This window comes from Mesorhizobium sp. W067, from assembly GCF_054719525.1.
On the sequence record NZ_JBTTII010000001.1, the window covers coordinates 492461 to 515891 of the forward strand.

General features: G+C 61.0%; 24 protein-coding genes and 1 tRNA gene. 5 read left to right on the top strand and 20 right to left on the bottom strand.

The annotated features are described in order from the left end of the window. Window positions 1-18 precede the first annotated feature (18 nt). The 5 genes from ACYG97_RS02275 to ACYG97_RS02295 all read right to left on the bottom strand — a co-directional run bounded on the left by ACYG97_RS02275 (window position 19) and on the right by ACYG97_RS02295 (window position 3865). Window positions 19-1032, bottom strand: coding sequence for an endonuclease/exonuclease/phosphatase family protein (locus ACYG97_RS02275; RefSeq protein WP_155922474.1), 1014 nt, complete (start codon window positions 1030-1032; stop codon window positions 19-21). Between the two features lie 140 nt (window positions 1033-1172). Further along, the gene (locus ACYG97_RS02280; RefSeq protein ID WP_023731828.1) at window positions 1173-2633 is read right to left on the bottom strand and encodes an AMP nucleosidase; all 1461 of its coding nucleotides are present in this window, start codon (window positions 2631-2633) and stop codon (window positions 1173-1175) included. A gap of 277 nt (window positions 2634-2910) precedes the next feature. Beyond that, on the bottom strand, window positions 2911-3105 hold the full coding sequence (locus ACYG97_RS02285; RefSeq protein ID WP_023702175.1) for a hypothetical protein: 195 nt from the start codon (window positions 3103-3105) through the stop codon (window positions 2911-2913). Window positions 3106-3144: 39 nt separating this feature from the next. Further along, a complete protein-coding gene (locus ACYG97_RS02290; RefSeq protein ID WP_023692826.1) occupies window positions 3145-3297 on the bottom strand; it encodes a hypothetical protein in 153 nt (50 codons plus the stop codon). Window positions 3298-3523: 226 nt separating this feature from the next. After that, a complete protein-coding gene (locus tag ACYG97_RS02295) occupies window positions 3524-3865 on the bottom strand; it encodes a DUF2147 domain-containing protein (RefSeq protein WP_023687258.1) in 342 nt (113 codons plus the stop codon). Window positions 3866-4302: 437 nt separating this feature from the next. Here ACYG97_RS02295 and ACYG97_RS02300 point away from each other — a divergent pair, with 437 nt between their 5' ends. Both ACYG97_RS02300 and ACYG97_RS02305 read left to right on the top strand, forming a co-directional pair. Further along, the gene (locus tag ACYG97_RS02300) at window positions 4303-4569 is read left to right on the top strand and encodes an SEL1-like repeat protein (protein WP_006199745.1); all 267 of its coding nucleotides are present in this window, start codon (window positions 4303-4305) and stop codon (window positions 4567-4569) included. A gap of 386 nt (window positions 4570-4955) precedes the next feature. Continuing rightward, window positions 4956-6077, top strand: coding sequence for an ABC transporter substrate-binding protein (locus ACYG97_RS02305; protein ID WP_023670204.1), 1122 nt, complete (start codon window positions 4956-4958; stop codon window positions 6075-6077). A 65-nt stretch (window positions 6078-6142) separates the two neighbouring features. Here the strand turns inward: ACYG97_RS02305 and ACYG97_RS02310 are convergent, their stop codons facing one another. From ACYG97_RS02310 to ACYG97_RS02355, 10 genes are all read right to left on the bottom strand, one after another. Then, the gene (locus ACYG97_RS02310; RefSeq protein ID WP_023732012.1) at window positions 6143-8104 is read right to left on the bottom strand and encodes an acetyl/propionyl/methylcrotonyl-CoA carboxylase subunit alpha; all 1962 of its coding nucleotides are present in this window, start codon (window positions 8102-8104) and stop codon (window positions 6143-6145) included. Between the two features lie 49 nt (window positions 8105-8153). Next, window positions 8154-8531 (bottom strand): hypothetical protein, encoded by a 378-nt coding sequence (locus tag ACYG97_RS02315; RefSeq protein ID WP_023670206.1) that lies wholly within the window; start codon window positions 8529-8531, stop codon window positions 8154-8156. 45 nt (window positions 8532-8576) lie between these two features. Beyond that, window positions 8577-8951 (bottom strand): hypothetical protein, encoded by a 375-nt coding sequence (locus ACYG97_RS02320; protein ID WP_023670207.1) that lies wholly within the window; start codon window positions 8949-8951, stop codon window positions 8577-8579. A gap of 120 nt (window positions 8952-9071) precedes the next feature. Beyond that, on the bottom strand, window positions 9072-9602 hold the full coding sequence (locus ACYG97_RS02325; protein ID WP_023732011.1) for an O-acetyl-ADP-ribose deacetylase: 531 nt from the start codon (window positions 9600-9602) through the stop codon (window positions 9072-9074). Between the two features lies 1 nt (window position 9603). Further along, window positions 9604-11211, bottom strand: coding sequence for a carboxyl transferase domain-containing protein (locus ACYG97_RS02330; protein ID WP_023732010.1), 1608 nt, complete (start codon window positions 11209-11211; stop codon window positions 9604-9606). Between the two features lie 8 nt (window positions 11212-11219). Next, on the bottom strand, window positions 11220-12125 hold the full coding sequence (locus ACYG97_RS02335; protein WP_155922473.1) for a hypothetical protein: 906 nt from the start codon (window positions 12123-12125) through the stop codon (window positions 11220-11222). A gap of 9 nt (window positions 12126-12134) precedes the next feature. Further along, window positions 12135-13298: an isovaleryl-CoA dehydrogenase gene (locus ACYG97_RS02340; protein WP_023709798.1), complete on the bottom strand. Its 1164-nt coding sequence runs from the start codon at window positions 13296-13298 to the stop codon at window positions 12135-12137. A 65-nt stretch (window positions 13299-13363) separates the two neighbouring features. Then, window positions 13364-14020, bottom strand: a complete 657-nt coding sequence (locus ACYG97_RS02345) for a TetR/AcrR family transcriptional regulator (protein ID WP_023732009.1) — start codon at window positions 14018-14020, stop codon at window positions 13364-13366. 69 nt (window positions 14021-14089) lie between these two features. Next, window positions 14090-14380 (bottom strand): acylphosphatase, encoded by a 291-nt coding sequence (locus ACYG97_RS02350; protein WP_023732008.1) that lies wholly within the window; start codon window positions 14378-14380, stop codon window positions 14090-14092. 146 nt (window positions 14381-14526) lie between these two features. Next, the gene (locus ACYG97_RS02355) at window positions 14527-15639 is read right to left on the bottom strand and encodes a pyridoxal phosphate-dependent aminotransferase (RefSeq protein ID WP_023732007.1); all 1113 of its coding nucleotides are present in this window, start codon (window positions 15637-15639) and stop codon (window positions 14527-14529) included. A gap of 109 nt (window positions 15640-15748) precedes the next feature. Here ACYG97_RS02355 and ACYG97_RS02360 point away from each other — a divergent pair, with 109 nt between their 5' ends. Further along, window positions 15749-17428: a tetratricopeptide repeat-containing sulfotransferase family protein gene (locus ACYG97_RS02360; RefSeq protein WP_023732006.1), complete on the top strand. Its 1680-nt coding sequence runs from the start codon at window positions 15749-15751 to the stop codon at window positions 17426-17428. 161 nt (window positions 17429-17589) lie between these two features. Here ACYG97_RS02360 and ACYG97_RS02365 read toward each other — a convergent pair whose 3' ends face one another. The 4 genes from ACYG97_RS02365 to ACYG97_RS02380 form a co-directional block, all read right to left on the bottom strand. Then, window positions 17590-18762, bottom strand: a complete 1173-nt coding sequence (locus ACYG97_RS02365) for a porin (protein ID WP_023732005.1) — start codon at window positions 18760-18762, stop codon at window positions 17590-17592. A 122-nt stretch (window positions 18763-18884) separates the two neighbouring features. Next, window positions 18885-19127, bottom strand: coding sequence for a GIY-YIG nuclease family protein (locus tag ACYG97_RS02370; protein ID WP_023670218.1), 243 nt, complete (start codon window positions 19125-19127; stop codon window positions 18885-18887). A gap of 268 nt (window positions 19128-19395) precedes the next feature. Continuing rightward, a tRNA-Ser gene (locus tag ACYG97_RS02375) sits at window positions 19396-19486 on the bottom strand. Further along, window positions 19448-19627, bottom strand: a complete 180-nt coding sequence (locus ACYG97_RS02380) for a hypothetical protein (RefSeq protein ID WP_084014292.1) — start codon at window positions 19625-19627, stop codon at window positions 19448-19450. Before ACYG97_RS02380 ends, ACYG97_RS02375 begins: the two co-directional genes overlap by 39 nt. Window positions 19628-19949: 322 nt before the next feature. Here ACYG97_RS02380 and ACYG97_RS02385 point away from each other — a divergent pair, with 322 nt between their 5' ends. Both ACYG97_RS02385 and ACYG97_RS02390 read left to right on the top strand, forming a co-directional pair. Beyond that, window positions 19950-21125: a porin gene (locus ACYG97_RS02385; protein ID WP_023738562.1), complete on the top strand. Its 1176-nt coding sequence runs from the start codon at window positions 19950-19952 to the stop codon at window positions 21123-21125. 240 nt (window positions 21126-21365) lie between these two features. Continuing rightward, a complete protein-coding gene (locus tag ACYG97_RS02390; protein WP_023732003.1) occupies window positions 21366-22442 on the top strand; it encodes a tyrosine-type recombinase/integrase in 1077 nt (358 codons plus the stop codon). A gap of 57 nt (window positions 22443-22499) precedes the next feature. On the opposite strand, the gene ACYG97_RS02395 is transcribed toward ACYG97_RS02390, so the two are convergent. Next, complete coding sequence (locus tag ACYG97_RS02395) at window positions 22500-23402, bottom strand: alpha/beta fold hydrolase (protein ID WP_023732002.1); 903 nt, start codon at window positions 23400-23402, stop codon at window positions 22500-22502. Between the last annotated feature and the right edge of the window lie 29 nt (window positions 23403-23431).

The following is a 23431-nucleotide window of genomic DNA, read 5'->3' on the forward strand; positions in this document are numbered from 1 at the left end:
AGCCCCGTGGCGTACGATCTAGCCGCCCATGCTGGGCTGGATCAGCGACACAGTCGCGGTAGAATCCTCGTCGACCGGCTTGGTCTCGTCGCGCATTAATGAAAATTCCACCATCACCGGCAGATGGTCGGAGCCGGTCTCTTCCATCTGCGTCGACGACAGGATGGTCACCCCGCCCTTCGAAAACACCTGGTCGATCGGCAGGCCCGCATAGCGCCGCAGGAAATCGGGCAGGGTCCGGTGGATCCAGGTCGGTCCGGCCGACGGCATCACGGTCAGTCCGCCGAGCGAGGCAACGCGCCGTACCGCGGCGCTCCACGGCACGGCGTTGCAGTCGCCGGCCATGATCGCCGTCTCGCCGAGCGAGGTGAGCGTCTCGGTCAACTCGCCGATCTGCCAGTATTGTTCCTTCGGCCACGGCCAGCTCAAATGGATCGCCGCGACATCGACCGGAGTGCCGCCGAAATCGACGGTGGCGGCCGCCATCGCGCCGCGCGGTTCGCAATGCGGCTCGGTGCCGGCCGCAAAAGGTCGCCGGGACAAAAGCGCCACGCCCCACACGCCGTCGGGATGGGCGCACAGGATGCGATAGGGATAAGCGTTCTGGATATAGCCGAGTTCGGTCGCCCACATGGCCGATACTTCGTCGAGCGTGATCACGTCTGGGTTCGTCCTGGCGATCAGCGAAAGAACCTTCTTGGGTGTCGGATTGTTGAAACGCAGGTTCATCTGCAGCAGCCGGTAGACCGGTTCGTTGCCGGGCGCGGCGTCATTGGCGGCCTGCACCGGCCACAGGCGCGGCAAGGTGCTCAACGTGCTGGCGAAGGCGGCCACGGCCAGCAGCAGGCCCACGCCCGCCTGCAGGCGAAACGAGGTGGCGAGCAGCGGCAGCGCAATCAGCCCCATCAGCACGGCAAAATGGATGCGGAAATGGGCGAAGGAATCGAAGGCCGGATGCAGTGCGCCAAAGAACCCGGCTACAAGCGCGGCCGAGAGGCCGAGCATTGCCAGGAACGCCATTGAAGCCATCATCTTTCGCACGCGTGCCATCAGACCGGGTTTTGCCCATAGACCGGGTAATACATTGCCGAGGTATCAGGCCTTTATCGGCTGAAATGCGGCCCAATCAAGATGACGAAACGCCTCGCGGCAAACATTTACGGCAAGCCGGTCTACTGAAAGGCCGTCTCCGAAAAGCTTCTCAGCTTGCGCGAATGCAACCGTTCCATCGGCATTTCCGCCAGCTTCTCCATCGCCTTGATGCCGATGGTCAGATGCTGCGCCACTTGCCGCTTGTAGAATTCGGTCGCCATGCCGGGCAGCTTCAACTCGCCATGAAGCGGCTTGTCGGAGACGCAAAGCAGCGTGCCGTAGGGCACGCGGAAGCGGAAGCCATTGGCGGCGATCGTGGCCGATTCCATATCGAGCGCGATGGCGCGCGACTGCGACAGCCGCTGCACCGGTCCGCGCTGGTCGCGCAGTTCCCAGTTGCGGTTGTCGATGGTGGCGACGGTGCCGGTGCGCATGATGCGCTTGAGATCGTAGCCGGAAAGTCCGGTGACTTCGGCGACCGCCTCCTGCAGCGCCACCTGGATCTCGGCCAGCGGCGGTATCGGCACCCACACCGGCAGGTCATCGTCCAGCACATGGTCTTCCCGGACATAGGCATGCGCCAGCACATAGTCGCCCAGCGCCTGAGTGTTGCGCAGGCCGGCGCAATGGCCGAGCATCAGCCATGCATGTGGCCGCAGCACCGCGACATGGTCGGTGATCGTCTTGGCGTTGGACGGGCCGACGCCGATGTTGACCATGGTGATGCCGCCATGGTTCGGCTTCTTCAGATGATAGGCTGGCATCTGAGGCAGGCGCGGCGCCGCCACGCCTTCGCTGGGTGCGTTTTGCCCTGCCTTGGTGATGACATTGCCCGGTTCGACGAATTCGGTATAGCCGTGGCCGCCTTCAGCCATCTGGGCCCGCGCGCGGGCGACGAACTCGTCGATGTAGAACTGGTAGTTGGTGAACAGCACGAAGTTCTGGAAATGCTGCGGGCTGGTCGCCGTGTAGTGCGTCATGCGGTGCAGCGAATAGTCGATGCGCTGCGCCGTGAACGGCGCCAGCGGCCTTGGTTCGCCGAACGCGACCTCGAAGGTGCCGTTGGCGATCTGGTCGTCGGTGCCGTCAAGATCCGGCACGTCGAACAGGTCGCGGATCGGCCGTTTGATGCGGTCGGCGGCGGCGCCATCGACATGGGTTCCTTCAAGGAACGCGAAATGCAGCGGGATCGGCGTGGTCGATTCCGAAACCGTTACCGGCACACCGTGATTGCGCATGATCAGGCGAAGCTGCTCTACGAGATAGCGTTCGAACAGCACCGGCTGGGTGATGGTGGTCGAGAAATGCCCGGGGGTCGGCATGTGGCCGTAAGCCTGGCGCGAGTCGATCTGGGTGAACGAATTGGTGGTGACGCCGATCTCTGGGTAGAAGGCGCGGTAGCGCTTGCTTTCGTCGCCGCCGGCGGCAAGCGTGGCAAAGGAGTCGCGCAGAAACTTGGTGTTGCGGTCGTAGAGCACCTGCAAGGCGGCCACGGCCTTTTTGGCGTCGTCGAAGCTCTGCTTGCCGAAAGGCTCCGGCATGACGACCGATTCGATAGCTTGTGGGTAGATTCGCTTTTCCATGGCTCAATATAGAGACTTGAGGCCGCACTTGGGAGGGGAGGGTGGCCGCCAAGTGGTCGATTTATTCGTCGACGCCCAAGGTGTGCTGAGATTCAGGTAACGCTGAGCCGGAGTCGAGGACGGGCGCGAAGCGACCAAACTGGCTGGCTTCGAGAACCGGAGCGGAGCGTACTCGAAGCATGTGAGCACCAAGGCCGCCACTTGCAGGCCGGCATCACCTTAATACCGGCACACCTTACCCGCGCTGCAGACTGACCAGCAAGACAAAGCCGACGCCATGCTTCTTCGTCGCCGGCGCGTCGATCGTCGTGTCGGCATTGGCCCGCATCATCGGCATGACCAGGACCGGCGCCGACAGCACGACCAGGACGAGCGCCGCCCGCGGCAGGAGCCGAAGGGTCTGGAGGGCGTTGATGGCGATGCGGTTCATGGCTTTTGCTTTTCTGTTTGGATCTATGTCTTTGTCGTCTCAGGGGCGAAAATGGTTCATGCAATCGAATTGGCAGGAACTGGCTGCATCCCAGGAACGGGCCGGGCGGCCGGCTTCGGCCACGAGGATGGCGAAGAGCATCCCGAACAGGCTCATCAACAGGCAGACGATGGTGAAGCGGCGAGCGAGCATTTGCGTAGTGTCTCCTTGAACACGCCATCAAAATGCCCTGATGCGACTGAACCGGCGCTGATGCCGACGTTCATCTGCGGTTCAAAGTGATTGACGAGGTCTTAGAGAGAGCGTCGGTTCGGGTTTGCGCCGCCGCAAACGGCACGGTCGTCGCTATGGCGCGGACCGTCCTGCAAAAGAAAACGGGCCCTGTGAAGGCCCCGTTGGTCAACTCAAAGCAGCAAGATCAGAGCTTGTGCCAGGTCTGGCTCTTGCAGATCAGCCCGCCGAGCACGCAGCCGCTCATTTTGAGCGAGGTGCCCGACAGTGTTGCCTTGCCCGAATAGGTCTTGTCGTTTGCCGGATCGGTGATGTTGCCGGCATATTTGTTGGCCCCGGCCGCCTTGAGCGAACCGATGGTCTTCCCGGCATATTTGCCGGTCTTCAGGGTGATGGAGAATGAACCGCTGCCGCCGATAACTGCTGTGTCGCCGGCTTGTGTCTTCCAATTGCCTTCGATCGGATCGGCCCAAGCCGCACCAGCCATCATCACGGCGGCCGCCAGGGCCAAGCTCACTTTGCGAAACATATCTGTCCTCCCTGGTTTAGATGGGGCAGCCGCCTCTCTGCCCCTTACGCAAACGTAAGCTAATCCAGCTCCTGGCAAAACAAAAGCGTACCGCCACGGAAGGTTTCGCAATTTTCATGCAGGGTCGGGAGAGTGCAGCCCGTGGAAATGAAACGATCGAGGCGTTGGCTTTGGTTCGCGTGGTTAGCAGAGTGTTGATCGGCGCCTTGCAAATTTTCGTCAAATCGGTCGAGAAACGGCGGGATTGCTGACTTTGTATCCTTAACGAATTTCCGCGTTTACCTCTTGTTTTAGCTTTGTTTTCTCCAAATTAAGCACGCCATTTAACGACGGATTCAAGGCTCGGCCTCATTCTCGGAAGCATCGAAAGAGCGGCTCCCCAGGGAACACCGGGGGACAGAAGAGGCCCGCTCTCGGGAGCCAGACAGGGGACTAAAATGGCACGTTTTGAAATGCTTGAAGCCGGCTTCGGCGCCATGGGGGCAACTGCCCAGGCCGACATTCTTTTCGAACTGGGCATGATGTATGCGACCGGCCGCGATTGCGAGACCGATGTCGTTGCCGCCCACAAATGGTTCAACATCGCCGCCATCAAGGGCTCGGTCCGCGCCGCGGAACTGCGCTCGGAACTGTCGGCCGCAATGTCCAAGGTCGAGATCGCCAAGGCGCTGCGCGAAGCCCGCGAATGGATGACGATGCACTGAGATCGCGAGCAGATTATCGCAGGCAGATTATCGAAAACAGGGAAGCCCCGGGATCAAGACCGCAAAGACGGTCGGAACCGGTGAAACGACAAGGCCGCGACAAGACGGCCGACCATGAAAGAACAAGAACGCGGCAGGCCGGCACGGTCCAGTCGTGCACAATGGGGACGGCGGGCAGGTTTTCGTGGCGCGGGGGCGCATGGGGACTGCTACGAGCAAAAAGCCACGACCGGCCGGAACAGGCTGGCGTGGCTTTTTGCGTTGATGAGGCCCAATCGAGCGGCGCCGATGCGCCTAGACAGGCCCAATGAAGGATGAAATTGTCCCGCCTTCGGAAAAAAGCGCGGCCAGAGCGGCTGCGCGAGTGTGGGAGGAGTTCTATCACCATGAAAAAAATGGGTATTTTGAGCGCGGCCGTATTTGGCCTGATGATGAGCGCGCCGGTTGCCTTTGCCGATGACATCACCATTTCGGTGGTCGGCCCGATGACCGGACAGCTCGCCACGATCGGCGACCAGTTCAAGCAGGGCGCAACGGCAGCCGCCGACGCGATCAACGCCGCCGGCGGTGTCAACGGCTCGATGATCAAGCTCGACATCGAGGACGACCAGTGCGATCCCAAGCAGGCGGTTTCGGTGGCCAACCGGATCGTTGCCAACAGCGTCAAGTTTATTGACGGCCATGCCTGTTCAGGTTCGAGCATCCCGGCTTCCGCCGTCTACGCCGAGGCCGGCGCGCTGATGATGAGCCCGGCCTCTTCAAATCCCGAGCTGACCGATGCCGCCGCCAAGGCCGGCTGGCCGACGATCATGCGTCTCTATACGCGTGACGATGCGCAGGGCGCCTTCATTGGCCCGTGGATCGCCAAGAAATATGCCGGCAAGAATGTCGTTATCCTGCATGACAAGAGCGCCTACGGTCAGGGCGTTGCCGATGCCGTGAAGGCGACGATGAATGCCGGTGGCCTCAAGGAGATCGACTATGAAGGCATCAATGCCGGCGAGAAGGATTATTCGGCTCTCGTCACCAAGCTGAAGGACCTCAAGGCCGACGTTGTCTATTTCGGCGGCTATCACCCGGAAGCCGGGCTTATCCTGCGTCAGTCGGCCGAGCAGAGCGTCAAGTTCCAGCTGATCATGCCGGATTCGATCGCCTCGCCAGAATTCTGGCAGGTCGCCGGCCCCGCCGGTGAAGGCACCCTGTTCGTCTTCCCGTCGGACCCGCAGGCCAAGCCGGAAGCCAAGGAGGCCATCGCCAAGATCAAGGCGGGCGGCTTCGTGCCGGAAGGCTTTACGCTGTTCTCCTACGCCGTCGTTCAGGCGTTTGCAGAGGGCGTCAAGCGCGCCGGAACGGACGATCCGGTCAAGGTAGCCGAAGCGCTGAAGAACGGCACGCCGTTCAGCACCGTGGTCGGCGACGTGACCTTCGACGAGAAGGGCGATCTGAAGAACGCCAGCTACGACATCAACCAGTGGCACGACGGCAAATACGCACCGATCGCGCAGTAAGCGGCCGCGTACTCATGGAAATGGCCGGGCTTGTCCCGGCCATTTTTGTTCAAGCCTCCAGCCGGCTATGCAGCCTCTTCAACGAAGCGCACCAGCACCGTTCCGTCGGTGACCTGCGCGCCCTCGGTGGCGATTTCCGCGATCACGCCGTCATGGCTGGCCGCGATCGTGTGCTCCATCTTCATCGCTTCCAGGATCAGTAGCGGCTGGCCCTTAATCACCCTTTCGCCCTTTGCCGCGCGCACCAGCTTGACCAGGCCCGGCATCGGCGCGCGCAGGCTGCCGGAAGCGGCGGCCGCCTCGTCGGTTCGCGCCAGCGGATCCGGGACGAGGAAACTGTAGCCGACCGCGCCTTCGAACACGGTGACGTGGCCTGGCCAGCGGGCAAGGCGAGGGGCGGCGCGAAGATCATGCGAATTGACGCTGTCATAGGGCGCGTCCAGCGCCACCTCGAAGCGCCCGTCCGGCCGCACTGAAACACGCGCCAGTATATCGTCCTCGCCATGGCGCAGGCGCGTGCGGCGCGCAACGCTGTGGAAATGCGCATAGCCGGCAAGTGACGACCACGGGTCGTCCGACGGCGGCAAAGCACCGGCCCCGGCCGCTGCAAGGGCTGCCGCGGCAACGATCCCGCAGCTCGGCGGGGCGACCGCGGTCAGCGCTTCCTGATGCCTGCCGATCAGGCCGGTATCGACATCACCGGCCGAAAAATCGGCGTTCGCAGCAAGTGCCGCGAGAAAGGCGGTGTTGACGGTCGAGCCGGCAATCTCGGTCTGCGACAACGCAGTCCCGAGCGCATCGAGCGCCGCCTGCCTGTCCTTGGCGTGGACGACCAGCTTGGCGATCATCGGATCGTAGAAGGGCGAGATCGCATCGCCAGCCCGCACGCCGGTCTCGATGCGCATGCTGGCGCCTTCGGGCGCGTTGTCGGGAAACGCCAGGTGATGCAGCGTGCCGGTCGCCGGCAGAAACCCTTTCGCCGCGTCCTCGGCATAGATGCGCGCCTCGAAGGCGTGGCCGGAAAGCGTGATTTCGCTCTGCGTCTTCGGCAGCTTTTCGCCGGCGGCTACCCGCAACTGCCATTCGACGAGGTCGGTGCCGGTGACCATTTCGGTGACGGGATGCTCGACCTGCAGGCGGGTGTTCATTTCCATGAACCAGAAACGGTCGGCCTTCAGCCCTTGCGAGGCATCCACGATGAATTCGATGGTGCCGGCGCCCGAATAGCTGATCGCCTTGACGGCCTTGACCGCCGCTTCCGTCATCGCCTTGCGCAGCGCCGGCGTCATGCCGGGCGCCGGCGCTTCCTCGATCACCTTCTGGTGGCGGCGCTGCGCCGAGCAGTCGCGCTCATAGAGATGCACGGCATTGCCAAAATTGTCGCCGAACACCTGGACCTCGATGTGGCGCGGCTTGTCGACATATTTTTCGACCAGCACGCGGTCGTCGCCGAACGCGGCCTTGGCCTCGCGCCGTGCGCCTGACAGCGCTTCCGAAAAATCTTCGGGATGTTCGACGCGGCGCATGCCCTTGCCGCCGCCGCCTGCGCGCGCCTTGATCAGCACGGGATAGCCGATCTCACGCGCCTTGGACGCCAGCAGCACGATCTCCTGCGCCTCGCCATGATAGCCCGGCACCACCGGCACGCCGGCCTTTTCCATCAGCCGCTTGGCCGCATCCTTCAGCCCCATGGCGCGGATCGAGGCGGCCGACGGGCCGATGAATGTGAGCCCCGCCGCCACCATCTGGTCGACGAAATCGGGGTTTTCCGAGAGGAAGCCGTAGCCGGGGTGGATTGCTTCGGCGCCGGTCGCCAGCGCCGCCGCAACAATCCTGTCGCCGCGCAGATAGCTTTCGCCGACCGGCGAGGAACCGATATGCACTGCCTCGTCGGCCATTTCGACATGCAGGGCCTTGGCATCGGCGTCGGAATAGACGGCGACGGTGCGCACACCGAGCCTGCGTGCGGTGCGGATCACACGGCAGGCGATCTCGCCGCGATTGGCGATCAGGATCTTGGCGAACATGGAGCCTCCCGGGTTTGTCTCGGGCGGCGCCGGTCTGGCAGGAATGAGCCTATTTCGAAGCCGCGATTTTGCAGCCGCCGCTCGCGATCTGAACCTTCCACTTTTTCAGGCCAACCTGACAGCTTCGCAACGCCAACTCTTCCGCGGCCTTCTGAGATGGCGCGTTCAGCCGCGCACCGCAGATGATGTAAAGATCGTCGACGCGCGAGTAGAATGTGGTCGCGTAGGCCGAGTGGCCACTCGCCGCGACATAGGCGTTGTACGACTTCGTGCAGGGCTCCTTTGGATTCAGTGACAACGGAGGCCAGAATCGGGTGTCTCCCTTGCTGCCCGCCAGCGATCCAGCCGCCCCGATACCGGGTGCCGTAAATACGAGCAGGCCGGCAAGCATCGATACAGTAATTCGTTTGATGCGTGTCGATTTCATCTTGCGCCGCCCATTTGAAAAATGCCCAAGCCGATGCTTGTCGGCCTACTTCGATGCCGCAACTTCGCAGCCCGCCCCTGTAATGACCTTGTAATGGCTGCGGGCGGACTCGCAGGATTTCATCGCCCGTTCTTCGGCAGCCTTCTGTGACGGTGCATTCAAGCCCGAGCCGCAGATGATGTACAACGAACGGATCCGGGCATAGGGCGTGGTCGCATAGGCCGAATGGCCGCCGGCGGCCACATAGGCGTTGTAAGCCATGGTGCACTGGTCTTTCGGGCTTTTCGGCAAATACGGATAGAAATGGATGTCGCCTTTGCTTCCCGCCAGCGATGCCGCGGCGCCAACGCCGGGTACCGCAAATATAAGCAAGACTGCAAGTACCGACGCAGTCGTTTTTCCCGAATATTTCGGCCTCATCTTTACCCCATCCCCGTTGCCCAATGCGGAATGAACAATAGCGTCTATTCTCCAGTGCCGCCAGCCTGCTCACCGAAAATTTATTTTGCGTAGGTGGATGAACCATCTTATCCATGCAGACTAGCATCCTTCAATGGCAGCAACGGCTTGTCGGTATAGTTGAGCTGTTGGCTCGTCGAAGCAGCAGAAAATAACTGTTTCGGGCGTTGAGTTCTGTCCGACGAAGGTACCTGCGATGCCAACGGCAATCTGCGTCGCCTCATTTTTCGGGTAACGGTAGATGCCGGTGGAGATCGCCGGAAATGCCACGGTCCGGCAATCCCTGGCGGCGGTGATTTCGAGCGACCTGATATAGCAGGAGGCGAGCAGCCCGGCTTCGCCTTTTCCGCCGCCTTGCCAGACAGGTCCGACCGTGTGGATGATGTAACGTGCCGGCAGGTGATAGCCCTTGGTAAGCTTTGCTTCGCCGACCTTGCAGCCGTTCAGCATCCGGCATTCGAATTCGAGCTCCGGGCCTGCGGCGCGGTGAATGGCGCCGTCGACGCCGCCGCCGCCCAGCAGCGAGGAATTGGCGGCGTTGACGATGGCATCGACCGCAAGCCTGGTGATGTCGCCGGTGTGGACATGTATCCGTTCGCCGAACTTGCTCATCTCACATCCTGAACACGCCGAACTTCGTTTCCTCGATTCCGGCGTTGAGCGCGGCCGACAGGCTGAGCGCCAGCACCTCGCGCGTTTTCGCCGGGTCGATGATGCCGTCGTCCCACAGCCGCGCCGAGGAGTAGAGCGGGTGGCCCTCATGCTCGTATTTCATCAGGATCGGCTTCTTGAATTTCGCTTCCTCGTCCGCGCTCCACTCACCGCCCTTGCGCTCGATGCCCTCGCGCTTGACCACCGCCAGCACGGTCGCCGCCTGTTCGCCGCCCATCACCGAAATGCGCGCATTCGGCCACATCCACAGGAACCGCGGCGAGTAGGCGCGTCCGCACATGCCGTAATTGCCGGCGCCGAACGAGCCGCCGATGATCATGGTCACCTTCGGCACGCGAGCGGTGGCGACCGCCATCACCAGCTTGGCGCCGTCCTTGGCGATGCCGCCGGCCTCGTATTTCCGCCCGACCATGAAGCCGGTGATGTTCTGCAGGAAGATCAGCGGGATCTTGCGCTGGCAGCACAGTTCGATGAAATGCGCGCCCTTGACAGCACTTTCGGAAAACAGCACGCCATTATTGGCGATGATGCCGACCGGCATGCCCTGAAGATGGGCAAAGCCGGTGACCAGCGTGGTGCCGTAATTCTGCTTGAACTCGTCGAACTCGGAGCCGTCGACGACGCGCGCGATCACCTCGCGCACATCATAGGGCTGGCGCAAATCCGTCGGCACGACGCCATAGAGTTCACGCGGATCGTGAAGCGGCGGCGCGGGTTCCTGTAAGCTCAGGCTTACGGTCTTGCGCCGGTTGAGGTTCTTGACGATGCGCCGGCAAATCGCGAGCGCATGTTCGTCGTCCAGCGCATAGTGGTCGGCGACACCGGACAGCCTGGTGTGCACGTCGGCGCCGCCAAGCTCCTCGGCGCTGACATCTTCGCCCGTAGCCGCCTTCACCAGAGGCGGGCCGCCGAGAAAAATGGTCGCCTGGTTGCGCACCATGATCGTCTCGTCCGACATTGCCGGCACATAGGCGCCGCCCGCAGTACATGAGCCCATGACGCAGGCGATCTGCGGAATGCCGGCCGCCGACATGTTGGCCTGGTTGTAGAAGATGCGGCCGAAATGCTCGCGGTCGGGAAACACCTCGTCCTGGTTGGGCAGGTTGGCGCCGCCGCTGTCGACCAGATAGACGCAAGGCAGATTGTTTTGCAGCGCGATCTCCTGCGCGCGCAAATGCTTCTTCACCGTGAGCGGATAATAGGTGCCGCCCTTCACCGTGGCGTCGTTGACCACGACCATCACCTCGGTCCCTTCGACACGGCCGACGCCGGCGATGATGCCGGCCGAGGAAATCTCCTCGCCATACATGGACCATGCCGCGAACTGGCCGATCTCGAGGAAAGGCGAGCCGGTGTCGAGCAATTGCGCCAGCCGCTCGCGCGGCAACAGCTTGCCGCGCGAAACATGACGCTCGCGCGCCTCCTCCGAGCCACCGCGCTCGACGGTTGCCGCCTTGTCCGCAATGTCGGCAACCAGCGCCCGCATGCGCTCGGCATTGGCGAGGTAGGTTTCGGAGGAGGGCGAGATCTGGGTTTGGAGTACGGCCACATCGGTTCCTATTGCTCTGCCACGACTTGCAGCTTGCCGTCACGGCGCTCGAAAATGTACTCGGAGAGAAGATCAGGTTCGGTCTTGAAAACCTTGTCGATAAATGAGCGAGCAAACTGAACCGCATTGGGAAGCCGCTTGTCTACAACGACGATGGCATCGCGTTTTGGAATGGCTATGAAAACGCCGTTGGGGAATTGCGGTCCAAGCGTGGCCCAGAATTTTTCGGTCAGGAGGAGAGCGGGTGAGATGGCCTCATCCCCTTCGACGGTGAAGATCGATATCCCGTCGAGGATACGCTCCTGCTTGACCTTCGTAATCTGCTTGTTGATGTTTTCCAGAGCAAGCTGGCGAAGCTGTGCGAGTGAGCGGTCTCCAACATCGTCAAGCCGGACGCTGGCGAGCGAGTCCTCATTGTCGATCTGGTAAAGGATCACGACGTCACCCGCCAAGGTTTCAAACGCCGGTCCTTTGTCGGGCTCTGTGCCATCGCCTTTGAAAGCGTCGAGATGTTCGCGCGGTCGAATGTTGGCAATCAGTAGATCGGCCTGGAAGCCGCTTTCGCTATCGCTGAGCACGAGCGTGGTTAGAAAACGTTCGATTTCGGTTTCCGCCTCTCCCGCCGGCAGGTCGCGAATGCGGCCTAGCAGGTTCGTAACGTCCACCTGAAGATGAATATCCTTGCCGGTAGAACCGACCCTGGTTACGTCAAGACGCGCCGGATCGGCGGGGTTGGGAATTGCTTGCTTGACTCGGCTGTCAGCCTTCAGGCGGGAAATGACTTCAACCCGCAGTGCTGCAACATCTCGAAATTGCGGCATATCTGAAGAGGCGGCATTCGCAAATCCCGACAATGGGATCAATGCGACGATAGTCCGTGCTAATACTCCAAGGTATTTTGGCAAACCAGGCATTGAAATCGCTCACACCCCTTCCGCCATGATCTCGCGCCCGATCAGCCAGCGGCGAATCTCGCTGGTGCCGGCGCCGATTTCGTAGAGCTTGGCGTCGCGCAACAGCCGGCCGGTCGGATACTCGTTGGTATAGCCGTTGCCGCCAAGCAGCTGGATGGCGTCGAGCGCCATCAGCGTCGCTTTTTCGGCGGCAAACAGCACGCAGCCGGCGGCATCCTTGCGTGTCGTCTGGCCGCGATCGCAGGCAGCCGCGACAGCATAAACGTACGCGCGCGCGGCGTTCATCGTCGAATACATGTCGGCGAGCTTGCCCTGCACGAGCTGGAACTCGCCGATCGGCTGGCCGAACTGCTTGCGCTCATGCACATAGGGGATCGCCACGTCGAGACAGGCCGCCATGAGCCCGAGCGGGCCGCCGGCGAGCACGGTGCGCTCGTAGTCGAGGCCCGACATCAGGACCTCGACGCCGCGGCCCTCCTCATGCAGCACATTGTCATAGGGCACCTCGACATTGTCGAACACCAGTTCGCCGGTGTTGGAGCCGCGCATGCCGAGCTTGTCGAGCTTTGGCGATGCCGAGAAGCCGGCCATGGTCTTTTCGACGATGAAGGCGGTGATGCCGTGCGATTTCCGCTCCGGATCGGTCTTGGCATAGACCACCAGCGTTTCAGCGTCGGGGCCGTTGGTGATCCACATTTTCGAGCCGTTGAGCACATAGCGGTCGTTGCGCTTTTCGGCGCGCAGCTTGAGCGAGACGACGTCGGAGCCGGCGCCCGATTCCGACATGGCCAGCGCACCTGCCCTTTCGCCCGAGCACAATGCCGGCAGGAATTTCTCCTTCTGCGCAGGCGTCGCCCAGCGGTTGATCTGGTTGACGCAGAGGTTCGAATGGGCGCCGTAGGAAAGGCCGACCGAGCCCGAGGCGCGCGAAATCTCTTCCACCGCAATGACATGGGCGAGGTAGCCCATGCCGCTACCGCCGAAATCGGGATCGGCGGTGATTCCAAGCAGGCCGAGCGCGCCGAGTTCTTTCCACAGATGCGCGGGGAACTGGTTGCTGCGGTCGATCTCGGCGGCGATCGGCGCTATTTTCTCCTGGGCAAAGCGGCGCACCAGATCGCGCAGCGCCTCGATGTCCTCGTCATGCCCGAAGCTGAGTGTGTTCGTGTACATGCCGTTCCCTCCTGCCGCATGACCCCGAAATCAACTTTGATTTTCGGAAAGGATCATGCGCGAAATCAAAATGCTACAGCGTCATTTGCGCGTCCGAAGGGACGCGCGGCGCTGTAAGTCTTGCCGTCTATGTTCGCGCCAACCAGGCGCATTGTCATTGAAAGATATGTCGCCGTGACTTCAGCCATCGACAGCCGCTCGCCCGGCCGGAACCAGACGATGACGCCGGTCATCATCTGGATCAGCGCCATGGCAGTGAGCCCGGTGTCATCGACACTGAAGGCGCCGGCCTCCGCGCCGTCGCGCAGGATGGCGCGCAACTCCTTCTCATAGGCGGTGCGCATGCGAAGGATCTGCGTCAGCCGGTCATGTGACAGGCTGCGCAATTCCATGTTCGAGACATGGGTGGAGTGGCGGCGCTCGATGTGGAAAGCGATGTGGTTTTCGACATAGGCGGCAAGCCGCGTTGCCGGATCGGCAGCGTCGGGGCGTGCGGCGTCCCACGCTTCGATCAGCCCTTCCATATGTTCGCGCATCAGCGTGAACAGCAGGTCTTCCTTGGTCGGAAAATAGCGGTAGAGCGCGGCCGCCTGGACGCCGACCTCGGCGGCAAGCTGCCGCATCGACGTCGCCTCATAGCCGAAGCGGGCGATCAGGCTGACCGCTGCCTCGCGGATGGCCGCTTCAGTTTTTTCGCCGTCGGATCCCGTTGTGCGTGCCATGATCGTCTCCCGGTATTTAGTAATAAAACGAACGTTCAATTAATTCAAGCGGCAATAAAGTGGTTCCGTCTAGACAATGATCCGAAAGTCGATGGGCGCGTCGAGGAGTTCGAATTCTTCGATCTCGACCCTCGAAACCGAAGCTCCCCTTGGCCCTTGCCGGAGCCGTTCGATCATTGTGGAAACCGCAGCATCGGCACCGGCAATCGAGGCCGTCACCGTGCCGTCTCGTTCATTGCGTACCCAACCTACGAGGCCAAGCCTTATCGCTTCGCGTCGCGCCCACATCCGGTAGCCGACGCCTTGCACCTTACCATGCATGCGCGCCTGCACCGCCTTTTGCCGGTCGTTATCTCCCATGCTCAAGAACTGGCGCGGGATCGGACGAAAGCAACAGCCTTGAACGGTTGGATTGTTGTTGGATCGACGGAAGCCGGGGGCCCGGCTGGTTCTGTCTTGGCCTTTGGCGGCATTGGCAGGCCGTGTCGCGACGGCAATCGGCCGGTCTAGTTTCCCCGTGCCGCGGCGAGCGCGCCGGGCAGTTCCTCGGCAAAGATGTCGAGCTCATGATCGAGGCCGACGCTGACCCTTATGCAACGGTCGAGCCCTGGCGCCATCGGTTTGCGAATGAACACGTCGCGCGACAAAAGATTTTGCAGCACCTTGAGCGCGAAGACGCCATCCTTGCCGCAGTCGATGGTGACGAAATTGGTCGCCGATGGCAGCGGCTTCAGGCCGTTCGTCTCCGCAATCCCGGCGATGCGTGTGCGGCCGGCCGCGACCCGCGCCACCACGCTGTGCAGCCAGGCCTGGTCGGCCAGCGCCTCGACGCCGGCGATCTGCGCCATGCGGCTGACGCCGTAATGGTTGCGGATCTTCTCGAAATCGCGGATCACCTCAGCCTCGGCCACCGCATAGCCGCAGCGTATGCCGGCCAGCCCATAGGCCTTGGAGAAGGTGCGCATGCGGATGACGTTGGGCCGCGCGACATCGATCGGCGGCAGCGCCGAGGCCGGCCCCAATTCGCAATAGGCCTCGTCGAGCACCAGCATGGTGGTTTCCGGCAAGGCTTCGATAAAGCCGATGATCTCGCTCGCTTCCCACCAGCTGCCCATCGGATTGTCCGGGTTGGAGAGATAGACCAGCGGCGCCTTCTCCTTGATAACTGCCTTGAGCAGTCCGTCCAGACTTTCCTTGTCGTTCTCGTAAGGCACCGTGACCAGCCGGCCGCCGACGCCGGCAACGTGGAAGTTGAAGGTCGGATAGGCGCCGAGCGAGGTGACCACCGCGTCGCCAAGCGCGACATACATGCGCGCCACCAGGCTAAGCAGCCCGTCTATGCCTTCGCCGACCACGACGTTTTCGGCGCCGATGCCGAGATGGGCGGCCGCAGCCTGCTTCAGCTCGTAATTGTCGGGATCGCAATACATCCACTGGTCACGCGCGACGCGCTCCATACGGGCGATAACGCGCGGCGAAGGCCCGAAGCTGCTTTCATTGGCGCCGATGCGGGCGCGAAAAGCACGTCCGCGCTCGCGCTCCTGCGCTTCCGGTCCGACAAACGGCACCGTCGAGGGAAGCGCGCCGACAAGCGGCGTGAGGGCAGGGCGCTGGCGCATGGCAAAGGCTCACGAGAAAATGGGCCTTCTTGCTAGCGTGGAGGCATGTTGGGCGCAAGATGACAATGCCGCACTGGATTTCGCCGATCCGTTTTGCTAGCGAGATAGAATGAGCAACCGATTGCCGCCCGCTTGGGCCAAGCACCTTAAAACCCAACCAGCACCGAAGGGCGCACCGCCGAAGGTTGGGCAACCGAAACTTCAGCCCGCAATGGCGGCTCCGTCTCGCGCTCAGGCCAATGATATGTTGTTGAGGCAGGCGCTCGAGTTCCAGCAACAGAATCGATTGCCTGAGGCGGAAGAACTCTGTCATCGCGTTCTGGCGAGAACGCCCGAACATCCACTGGCCCTCTACGTACTAGGTACGCTGGGCATCGGGTACGACGACGAGAAGGTCCTGCGGTATTTTGGTCGGGCGATCGCGCAGGAGCCTCTAAATCCCTACTACCACCTTAGCCTCGGTCAAGCCTATTTGAGGCTCAGCGAGTTTACGCCGGCGATCAAACACATTCAGCACGCACTGGCTTTGAAGCCGGATCTTGTGGAAGCGCTTTGCGCCTTGGGTGATGCATACAATTCGTTTGACAAGGGGGAAATGGCGCTGCCTCTCTACGAGAAGGCGCTCAGGGTCGATCGGGATCATCCCGCAGCCCGGTTAGGGTTGCCTCGCGCGCTGGCAAGTCTCGGCCGTATGGACGAAGCCGCGACTCATCTGAAAGAGGCAATAGAACGACGCATTGCGATACCTGCTGCCTACAACGCGCTTGTACGCACGCGCAAATTCGCCGAAGAGCCGCCAGAACTTGAGGCGATCCTGACGGAACTTCAAGACCCCCACCACGGATCGGAAGGGGCGCCGGCGCTTCATCACGCCGCCGGAAAACTGCTCAACGACCTCCGCCGCTACAAGGAGGCGATGGATCACTTCAAAAAAGGAAATCAGGCCGGCGGCCAGAGATTCGATCTGCAATCCTACCGTCGCTGGGTCGACGCCCTGATCGAAACCTTTACACCGGAACTGGTGGCTTCAAGGTCTGCTCGCGGTAATACCTCGGAGGTCCCTGTGTTCGTGGTCGGTATGCCCCGCTCGGGCACAACACTGACTGAGCAGATCTGCGCCAGCCACCCCGCTGTTCATGGCGCTGGAGAGTTAACCAAGCTTAGACGCATATCGAATGGGATCGATCTTGGGTATGGTTCCGACGTAAACCCCAGGGAAGCGCTCGCATTGATGACGCCTGAGTTGTCGACGATGCTGGCTGCGGAGCACGTTGCCTACCTGCGCGAGCGAGCGCCCGATGCGCTTCGAATTGTCGACAAGATGCCGCATAATTTCGAGTTGGTCGGCCTGATTGGCATTCTTTTTCCCAATGCGCGTGTCATTCATTGTCGCCGCGACGCCATCGACAACTGCATCTCTTGCTTTGTCCTGCAGTTCAGTACGGCGCATAGCTATAGCGCCGATCTTGAGACGCTGGGACTTTACTACAGGGAGTACGATCGCCTGATGCGGCATTGGGACAAGATTTTCCCGGGCCGTATCTTTGAAAACCGGTACGAGACGTTGATTGAAAATCAAGAGAAGCAGTCGCGCCGGCTCATAGATTATCTCGGACTGCCTTGGCACGATGCCTGCTTGCGCTTTTTTGACAGGGGGGGCTCTGTAAACACCTACAGCGATTGGCAGGTCCGCCAGCCTATCTATACGTCGTCCGTCAAGCGGTGGAAGAACTACGAAAGCGAGATCCAGCCGCTGATTGAGGCCCTCGGCGATTTGGCTCATATCTGATCTGAATCTGGAATCCAGACATCATGAGCACACCGCGTCGCCTTTCCGGCAATCTGGGCAGCCGTTGAGAAGGTCGACACCTGCAACGTCTGAAAAAGGCGCGACGGACCAAAAAACCCGGCGGCGCCCGCCGGGTTCGATTTTGAGCCAGGCTCTGCCTGTTAGAACGAGCGCTGGAAGCGCAGCAGGCCGCCAATGCTGCTCTTCTTGTCGGCGTTGGTGAAGTTGGAGAAATTGGCGTCGTCGAACTTGCCTGCATTGAGGTAGTCGACTTCGGCCGTGACCGTGAAGCCGGGAACAACGTCGTAGGCGATGTTGGCGGCAACACCGAGATTCTTCCATTCGTCATACGAGACCTGGGCATTGAACGAGGTCTTCTCGTTGATGGTGTAGGTGCCGCCACCCCAGAATGCCCAGTTACCGCCCCACTGCTTGTAGAAGCCGCGGCCGCCGGCGTCGATCGCATAGCTCGAGTCCGTCAAATTGTCGTCGGTGCCGTAGCCGCCCATGATGAACAGCGACAGGTTCTGCATCGGGGTGACGTCCAAACGCACCTTGCCGGCGACTTCTTCATAGTTGCTGTCGTACGCGACGACGCCGGTGATGGCGCCCCAGCCCTGCGTGTACTTCAGACCGCCGACGACATGCGGAACGTAGCTGTCGATCGTGTCGAAGCCCGAGCCCTCTTCGAGAGAGACGACAGCCGAGAAGCCGTTGCCCGCATCGAAGTAGTACTGGACCACGTTGGTATCGAAATCGCCGTAGGGAACGAGCGTATCCTGAAGGACGTTGCCGGCGTAGCCGATGAACGTGTCGAAGGCCGATTCGTCCTTACCGACGCGCAGGCCACCGAGCTGGATCCAGGCGAAGTTCAGCGAAACGTTCTTGTTGCCGGCAGGGTTGGAGTTGAACTCGTCTGCTTCCGTTGCCGGATCGTCTGCCGACGGGTAGCCGTTGCGGTTGCCGAAGTTGAAGCGGGTCTCGGTGTAGGTCTTCAAGGTGCCGAGTTCGGTTTCCTGGCCGGTCCAGGTCTTCAGCGTGAAACGGGCGTTCTTGTAGAAGGTATCCTGCTCGTCGCCATCCTTATGGTCGAAGGACCTCGCACCGTCGAACGAGCCGACGTCGCCGGCGCCGATGTCGTAACGGACATAGCCGCCGATGCGCAGGCAGGTTTCGGTGCCGGGAATGTAGAAGTAGCCCGAGCCGTAAACGTCGCAAATCTTGACGTATTCAGCCGGTTCCGGCTCGGCGACGACGACGGCGTCGGCGGCGCGCGCACCGGAAACTGCGATCAAGGCCGCAGCGGAGCCGAGAAGAAGGCTCTTAATGTTCATTTTCTGACCTCCAGTCAGAATCGAACAAGATAGTCAAGCCGGCGACAAGCGTTTTCGCTGTAATCAATTGTTATTGTTGAAGTTATTGAAAAGATGGACCTTTGCGGCAGGTGATGCGGCCATCACCACAGGCGCTTGTTGGCGAAAGCATGCCCTGAACCGGATTTGAGATAGCGCTCGAATGAAGCTGCCTTGGCCTGGTTCGAAAAGGCCATATAGGTGACGATCCGCCACGGCAGAAACTTGGATGTATGGCTGGATTTCCCCGCATTGTGCTCGACAAGCCGCCGTTTCAGGTCCGTCGTTATGCCGATATAGCGTTCGCCTTCCGCAGCCGTACTCTCCAGAAGATACACATACCACATGAGCTGCTCTCCTTTGCCGGGGCTTCGGAGGGCATCCTCTCCGCCATCCTGCTTCGCGCTGAGGTGGGCTTGTCCTGCGAAGCTCGAAGAGCGAAGCAGGACTGCCAATCGAATTTGCAAGGGATTCTCTGGGCTTACGCTGTGCGGCACGTAGCACACCACACGGTCCGGCCCTCCTACGCCAAGGCTTCGGAGGGCATCCTCTCCGCCATCCTGCTTCGCGCTGAGGGTTGGGCTTGTCCTGCGAAGCTCGAAGAGCGAAGCAGGATGGCGGAGAGGATGGGATTCGAACCCACGAGAAGCTTTTGACCTCTACTCCCTTAGCAGGGGAGCGCCTTCGACCACTCGGCCACCTCTCCGTTGCGCCGCTGGATAGAGAAAAGCGCCGGCACAATCAACAAGCCGGCGCGATAATCGTTGAAAAATCCGCATTCGGCCGCAGCGCCGCCTTTTGCATGCGGCGATTCTGCGGCGGTTCCTGGCTGGCGAGTCGGCGACATGGCCGCAATTCTGGCCGGCCATCGCCAGATTCGGCCGCATTGCGCGGCGCTGGAAAAGGCTTGCGGGCCCTTCGATAGTTAATGAGAGCTTTCTGACTGAGGCCAAATCGTGTCATTTGTGCAACAACGCATGGGGATAGCGCCCGCATAGCCCTTTCGCCGGTACGATCGTGGTTGAACGCCGCCGCCTCATGGGTAATGTCGATTTCGAAGGAGCGGCGCGGTGCGCATCTTTTTCGGTAGTGGGGATGGGGCAGGGAACGCTGTCCTTCAGCAAAGAATACCCAGACCCGTTTTTTAACTTTTGACTGGAGGTCAGAAAATGAACATTAAGAGCCTTCTTCTCGGCTCCGCTGCGGCCTTGATCGCAGTTTCCGGTGCGCGCGCCGCCGACGCCGTCGTCGTCGCTGAGCCGGAACCGGCTGAATACGTCAAGATCTGCGACGTTTACGGCTCGGGCTATTTCTACATCCCCGGCACCGAAACCTGCCTGCGCATCGGCGGCTATATCCGTTACGACATCAGTGGTGGCGACGTCGGCTCGTTCGACGGTGCGAGGACCCGTGATGTAGAGGATGGCGGCGAGAACGACACCTGGCGCAAGAAGGCCCGCTTCGCGCTGAAGACCTGGACCGGCCAGGAAACCGAACTCGGCACCTTGAAGACCTACACCGAGACCCGTTTCAACTTCCAGAATGGCAATCGCTATGCCACCCTATATGGCAACCCTGCTGGCAACACCGGTGCTTCGCTGAACTTCGCCTGGATCCAGCTTGGTGGCCTGCGCGTCGGTAAGGACGAATCGGCCTTCAATACGTTCATCGGCTATGCCGGCAACGTCATCCAGGATACGCTCGTTCCCTATGGCGATTTCGACACCAACGTCATCCAGTACTACTTCGATGCGGGCAACGGCTTCTCGGCCGTCCTCTCGCTTGAAGAAGGCTCGGGCGGGGGCGTATTTGGGCGCTACGGCGCAGGCACCATCGACAGCTACGTTCCGCATGTTGTAGGCGGTCTGAAGTACACGCAGGGCTGGGGCGCCATCACCGGCGTCATCGCTTACGACAGCAACTATGAAGAAGTCGCCGGCAAGGTTCGTTTGGACATCACCCCGATGCAGAACCTGTCGCTGTTCATCATGGGCGGCTATGGCACCGACGACAATCTGACGGATCAGTCCTATGTCTTCAATGCTGGTGGCCGCGGCTTCTACAAGCAGTGGGATGGCAACTGGGCGGTCTGGGGTGGTGGCACCTACACCATCAACGAGAAGACCTCATTCAACGTCCAGGTCTCGTATGACGAAGGTGAGAACCTCGGCATCGCAGCGAACATCGCCTACGATGTGGTTCCCGGCTTCACTGTCACGGCCGAGGTCGACTACCTCAATGCGGGCAGTTTGGATGACGATGCCTTTGGCGCGAATCACAACTGGACCAATGCTGACGACGAGAGCCAGATTGGCGGTATGCTCCGCTTCCAGCGCTCGTTCTAAGGGCTGGCTTTAAACAAATGAATACCAGCCCGGGCGTTTCAACGCCCGGGCTGTTTTGTTTCGCGACTGGGTCAAGACAAGCAGAAGGAACAGGGGGAATCGGCAGCTGAACAGTCCGTAGGGTGAGTTCGTGGGATCCGCTGATGGGCGGATGAATTCACAACTGCGTGATTAAATCTCTTGAAAGGACGCTTCCAAGCGGGTAGGTCTGACTCTATCCACTCGGGGGTGTGGCAATTTATGACCATCGACGCGATACAAGAGGGTGACCCCTCCGAACATTTCTCAATGTTCTCTTCTCAAAATGCTAAGATAAAATACAGCTACAACAAGATCAGAGAAGTAAAGTCGCACCGGGTCGGAGAGCTTTTTTCAGCGTACCGAGACATACTCTGGGATGACGGGCGACATAAATACAATGTCAGCTCCTTCATCGGCGAAATAGACGAGATTCTCCTCGGAGAACGGTTCAGCGCCTTTGACCAGGGCACCCTTGATAATCTTATCGGCACCTTGCGCCAGCGCGGCAACAGCAACGCAACCATCAATCGAAAGATGGCTGCCCTCAGCAAACTGCTGCGCAAGGCTTACAAGATGGGGGATATCCACAGCCTGCCCGAGTTCCGCCGCCAGAAGGAGCGGGCGGGACGGATTCGTTTCCTCGAAAGGGACGAAGAAGCAAGGCTGTTTGCCGCCATCAGGACCCGCAGCGAAGATGCCTACCGTCTCTCGGTCTTTCTTGTCGACAGCGGCTGCCGCCTCGGCGAGGCGCTCGGACTGATCTGGAACGACATCCAGGAACACCGCGTCTCGTTCTGGATCACCAAATCCGGCCGCAGCCGCACCATCCCGATGACCGAGCGGGTCAAGGAGGTCATCAAACTGCCTCCGTCAGTGGGCCGCCGGCCCAAGGGCCCGTTCACCAAACTTAGCCAGGCGCAGTTTCGCGCCATCTGGAACGATGCCAAGGCCGAAGTCGGCCTCGGCGCCGACGACCAGGTGGTGCCGCATATCTTGCGTCACACCTGTGCCTCACGTCTGGTCCAGGGCGGCATCGACATCCGCCGCGTGCAGATGTGGCTCGGCCACCAGACGCTTTCGATGACCATGCGCTATGCGCATCTGGCCACCAACGATCTCGACGGCTGCGTTGTCGTGCTGGAAACGCCCCGCGGCGAGGGGTTATCCGGCGATGGAAAAAACTCCGCCTTCGCATCGCCGCTGACCACGGCCTCAGTGCCGGCACCTGCCCAAAAGAGCAAAGCGGCAGCTGCGAAGGCACCCAAGACGCCCCGGAAAAGCTCGAAAGCCAAATAGTTACCCAAGGCTTTCATATACTGCCATGGCAACCCCAGGATCATATGATCTTGGGGTTTACTTATCCTGGGCCGTATTTAGTACTCCATCCAGGAAGGCCGCGATAGCGCCCGGCAGGTTGCCTGTCTCCAGGAAGGGGGCATGGCCTTGGCCCTCGACGGTGGTCGCTTCCATGCCGGGATGACGCTTTTGCATCTCGTCGAGTGTGTCGGCCGACAAGAGTTTCGAGTTGGCGCCGCGAATGGCAAGCAAAGATATCGCCGCCAGCGCCTCGAACTGTGGCCACAGATCCGGCAACGGCTTGCTGAGGTCGAGGCCCGCCACCGTCTCGACCAGTTGGGGGTCGAAATCCGGCAACAGGAGGCCTTCGTCCGTCTCGCGGTAGAGGGCCGACACCATCCGCTCCCAATCCGCCGCGGTCAGAGCGGGAAAATCCGCTCCGTGCGCGACGCGTTGCGCATCGATCGCCTCATGGCGGCTCTTCGGTTTCGGTGCCGGGTCGAGATAGGTTTGGATATGGGCCAGCCCCGCGGCCTCGATCACGGGTCCGATGTCGTTCAGCACTATGGCTTTCAGTATGGCTGGCCGCAGCGCGCCGAGCACGTGGATGATCAGTCCGCCACGCGATGTGCCGATGAAGGCCGCTTCCTCGACGTCCAGGGCAGCCAGCCCGGCGAGGACATCGCCGGCCTCGATGGCGATAGTGTAGTGGCCGATATCAGGGTCGTAAGCGGACTGGCCGCGGCCACGGTAGTCGAAGGCGATGACCTTGCGCGGATTGTCGGCCCGCTGTGACAAATAAAGCGCCAACTCATGAAAGTCGCGCGCGTTGCGGGTCAGGCCGGGCAGGCAGACCACCGGCCAGTTTCCCGAGTTTGTCTCACCGTAGATGCGAGCGTGAAGTCTGAGGCCGTCCGGCGCTGTGTAGAAGAAATCGGAAAAGCCGTCGGTGCTCGACATATTGAAAGGACTCCCTGGCCGGATTGTCT

Excerpts from the sequence above, each read along its gene's own strand:
- ACYG97_RS02355 (WP_023732007.1), bottom strand. The coding sequence starts at position 15,639 with ATGCGCCAGCGCCCTGCCCTCACGCCGCTTGTCGGCGCGCTTCCCTCG.
- ACYG97_RS02385 (WP_023738562.1), top strand. The coding sequence starts at position 19,950 with ATGAACATTAAGAGCCTTCTTCTCGGCTCCGCTGCGGCCTTGATCGCA.
- ACYG97_RS02370 (WP_023670218.1), bottom strand. The coding sequence starts at position 19,127 with ATGTGGTATGTGTATCTTCTGGAGAGTACGGCTGCGGAAGGCGAACGC.
- ACYG97_RS02320 (WP_023670207.1), bottom strand. The coding sequence starts at position 8,951 with ATGAGGCCGAAATATTCGGGAAAAACGACTGCGTCGGTACTTGCAGTC.
- ACYG97_RS02380 (WP_084014292.1), bottom strand. The coding sequence starts at position 19,627 with ATGTCGCCGACTCGCCAGCCAGGAACCGCCGCAGAATCGCCGCATGCA.
- ACYG97_RS02390 (WP_023732003.1), top strand. The coding sequence starts at position 21,366 with ATGACCATCGACGCGATACAAGAGGGTGACCCCTCCGAACATTTCTCA.
- ACYG97_RS02275 (WP_155922474.1), bottom strand. The coding sequence starts at position 1,032 with ATGATGGCTTCAATGGCGTTCCTGGCAATGCTCGGCCTCTCGGCCGCG.
- ACYG97_RS02290 (WP_023692826.1), bottom strand. The coding sequence starts at position 3,297 with ATGCTCGCTCGCCGCTTCACCATCGTCTGCCTGTTGATGAGCCTGTTC.
- ACYG97_RS02285 (WP_023702175.1), bottom strand. The coding sequence starts at position 3,105 with ATGAACCGCATCGCCATCAACGCCCTCCAGACCCTTCGGCTCCTGCCG.
- ACYG97_RS02360 (WP_023732006.1), top strand. The coding sequence starts at position 15,749 with ATGAGCAACCGATTGCCGCCCGCTTGGGCCAAGCACCTTAAAACCCAA.
- ACYG97_RS02295 (WP_023687258.1), bottom strand. The coding sequence starts at position 3,865 with ATGTTTCGCAAAGTGAGCTTGGCCCTGGCGGCCGCCGTGATGATGGCT.
- ACYG97_RS02325 (WP_023732011.1), bottom strand. The coding sequence starts at position 9,602 with ATGAGCAAGTTCGGCGAACGGATACATGTCCACACCGGCGACATCACC.
- ACYG97_RS02300 (WP_006199745.1), top strand. The coding sequence starts at position 4,303 with ATGGCACGTTTTGAAATGCTTGAAGCCGGCTTCGGCGCCATGGGGGCA.
- ACYG97_RS02335 (WP_155922473.1), bottom strand. The coding sequence starts at position 12,125 with ATGCCTGGTTTGCCAAAATACCTTGGAGTATTAGCACGGACTATCGTC.
- ACYG97_RS02280 (WP_023731828.1), bottom strand. The coding sequence starts at position 2,633 with ATGCCGGAGCCTTTCGGCAAGCAGAGCTTCGACGACGCCAAAAAGGCC.
- ACYG97_RS02395 (WP_023732002.1), bottom strand. The coding sequence starts at position 23,402 with ATGTCGAGCACCGACGGCTTTTCCGATTTCTTCTACACAGCGCCGGAC.
- ACYG97_RS02340 (WP_023709798.1), bottom strand. The coding sequence starts at position 13,298 with ATGTACACGAACACACTCAGCTTCGGGCATGACGAGGACATCGAGGCG.
- ACYG97_RS02345 (WP_023732009.1), bottom strand. The coding sequence starts at position 14,020 with ATGGCACGCACAACGGGATCCGACGGCGAAAAAACTGAAGCGGCCATC.
- ACYG97_RS02350 (WP_023732008.1), bottom strand. The coding sequence starts at position 14,380 with ATGGGAGATAACGACCGGCAAAAGGCGGTGCAGGCGCGCATGCATGGT.
- ACYG97_RS02310 (WP_023732012.1), bottom strand. The coding sequence starts at position 8,104 with ATGTTCGCCAAGATCCTGATCGCCAATCGCGGCGAGATCGCCTGCCGT.
- ACYG97_RS02365 (WP_023732005.1), bottom strand. The coding sequence starts at position 18,762 with ATGAACATTAAGAGCCTTCTTCTCGGCTCCGCTGCGGCCTTGATCGCA.
- ACYG97_RS02315 (WP_023670206.1), bottom strand. The coding sequence starts at position 8,531 with ATGAAATCGACACGCATCAAACGAATTACTGTATCGATGCTTGCCGGC.
- ACYG97_RS02305 (WP_023670204.1), top strand. The coding sequence starts at position 4,956 with ATGAAAAAAATGGGTATTTTGAGCGCGGCCGTATTTGGCCTGATGATG.